The sequence below is a fragment of the Delftia sp. ZNC0008 genome, from assembly GCF_000799035.1.
Classification (GTDB): domain Bacteria; phylum Pseudomonadota; class Gammaproteobacteria; order Burkholderiales; family Burkholderiaceae_C; genus Comamonas; species Comamonas tsuruhatensis.
Window position 1 is genome coordinate 1 of the sequence record NZ_JTKZ01000059.1, and the last position, 1,807, is coordinate 1,807.

At 43.6% G+C, this 1,807-nt stretch carries 4 protein-coding genes; all 4 read left to right on the forward strand.

Annotation, left to right across the window (positions count from 1 at the left end):
• Nucleotides 1-697: RHS repeat-associated core domain-containing protein (locus tag L995_RS34625; RefSeq protein ID WP_197065094.1), on the forward strand; the 697-nt coding region annotated here is incomplete at its 5' end.
• On the forward strand, nucleotides 688-1,032 hold the full coding sequence (locus L995_RS32690) for a hypothetical protein (RefSeq protein ID WP_156135961.1): 345 nt from the start codon (nucleotides 688-690) through the stop codon (nucleotides 1,030-1,032). The genes L995_RS34625 and L995_RS32690, both read left to right, overlap by 10 nt.
• Nucleotides 1,033-1,142: 110 nt before the next feature.
• Nucleotides 1,143-1,553 carry a hypothetical protein gene (locus L995_RS32695; protein ID WP_156135962.1) on the forward strand — a complete coding sequence of 137 codons (411 nt, stop codon included), beginning with the start codon at nucleotides 1,143-1,145 and terminating at the stop codon, nucleotides 1,551-1,553.
• Nucleotides 1,554-1,718: 165 nt separating this feature from the next.
• A partial coding sequence (locus L995_RS34850) for an RHS domain-containing protein (protein WP_442855447.1) occupies nucleotides 1,719-1,807 on the forward strand: 89 nt, incomplete at its 3' end.

Genomic DNA, 1,807 nt, shown 5'->3' on the forward strand with positions numbered 1-1,807 from the left:
CGACCCGCTGGGAAAGATCGACTGGCATATCGAACTCGATCCCTGGGGCAACTGCATCAGGGAATACAACCCCAGCCATCTCCACCAACCTATTCGGATGCAGGGACAGCACCTGGATGAGGAATCGGGGCTGTTCTACAACAGGCATCGGTATTACGACCCGGCGTTGGGGAGGTATATCAGCCGTGATCCGATTGGGTTGATGGGGGGTATTAATGGATTTTCATATGCAGGTGGAAATCCATCAAAATTTACAGATCCACTTGGCCTATGTGATTGCGATAATATTTTAGACCAAGCTCAGAAATTAGTAGGAGACACCAGGTACAAAATCGATGGATACTCCAGACCTGGGCCTGGCAAAAATAAATGCAACTTCTTTGTAGATGATGTTCTACAACACACAGATGCCTCTCCGGCTCGGAATATCTTCGGCATGCCTATAGCTGCGGGAACATGGGCAAACCCAGATATTAGTATTCCGAATTTTCCAATAGTGGAAACTCCTCAAGCAGGAGATGTCGTTGCTATAGCCCACCGCTATGCGGATGCCTCAGGGCATGTTGCAATTGTCGAAATACCGGGAGAAACATCCATAGGAACCGGCCCCAACGGTTCTGGGAGATCAGGATGGCCATGGGATGTTACGAAACAGCCGCAAGGTACACCAGTCTACAGGAGATGCACATGCCCTTAATAATGAGAAAAAGTATAATTATTATTTTCCTTTTCCTTATAACAGGTTGTCTTGCCAATTCTTTTGATAAGAATATTTCTATCGAATGGGATGTTGATTTTGAAAACCAATCCATTGAAGCCATTTTCCTAAGACTAGGAGATCCAAAAGACAACGCCTCGGCCAAAGGCTTCTTCAACTGGATTAAATATGGCAAAAATTATTTCAAAATGCTGAAAGTCATATGCTCGCGTCAGTGTGATCCAAATGAAAAGCCATCACTTGTTTTATTTTATGTGTATAAAAATGGGAGCAACACTCCAGTACATTCAAAGAAAATATTTCCGAGCCAATAGCAATTCTGACACTACATTCTTACCAACCCACAAAAATAAGCTCATCAGCATCTGCCAAACCTAGCAGACGCTACAGTATAAATTTTACAAAATCACGGAGGATCACGAAAATGAAAGAATTTATATTCTTCCTTACCATTACAATTTTCTTTTCCAGCAAGTTATTTGCAAGCGAAAATGATTGTGGCGCCTTCTTTATCAAAAAAGGCGTTGCCGCGAGTTTTCCCATATTAAAAAAAAGAGATGTCTGGGAGTGGTATAAAAAAGTCCGTCCCGAGTACGCATGGACTGCGGAAACTGGATTTTATCGGAACAATGAATTCAAAGGCAATGGCTTCGGATTCGTTGCAATAATAGGCTCTGCTGATCTGGAAAAGAACAAGACGCAAAAAGGCAACATTGACGAATTGGTCAGATTTTCCGCAAAGGGAGCATTTCTGACAAAAGAATCCAAATCTTATTCAGTGGATGAAAAAGAGAAAAGATTCAATTCTCCACTATCGTCATGGCAAAGGTTCTAGACGATGAATCCATTTTGGTGGGAACGGTTGATCCAGAGGCTGTAGCCATAGCCAAAACAGGAAACCCAACCCATATGAAATTAACAGCAGTTCTTCCAGAGGAAGGTGAGTCTTATACATGCTATCCAACGATTGATATCGTTAAATAGAATGTATTGCATTCGTATGCACGGACCGCCCGCCGCCGTCATCACCCATATCCACCTCTACCACTGCGATCACCTCGGAACGCCCCTGGCCCTGATCGACCCGCT

Bases quoted from the DNA above. Each gene is read 5' to 3' on its own strand.
- L995_RS32690 (WP_156135961.1), top strand. From the start codon at position 688: ATGCCCTTAATAATGAGAAAAAGTATAATTATTATTTTCCTTTTCCTT.
- L995_RS32695 (WP_156135962.1), top strand. From the start codon at position 1,143: ATGAAAGAATTTATATTCTTCCTTACCATTACAATTTTCTTTTCCAGC.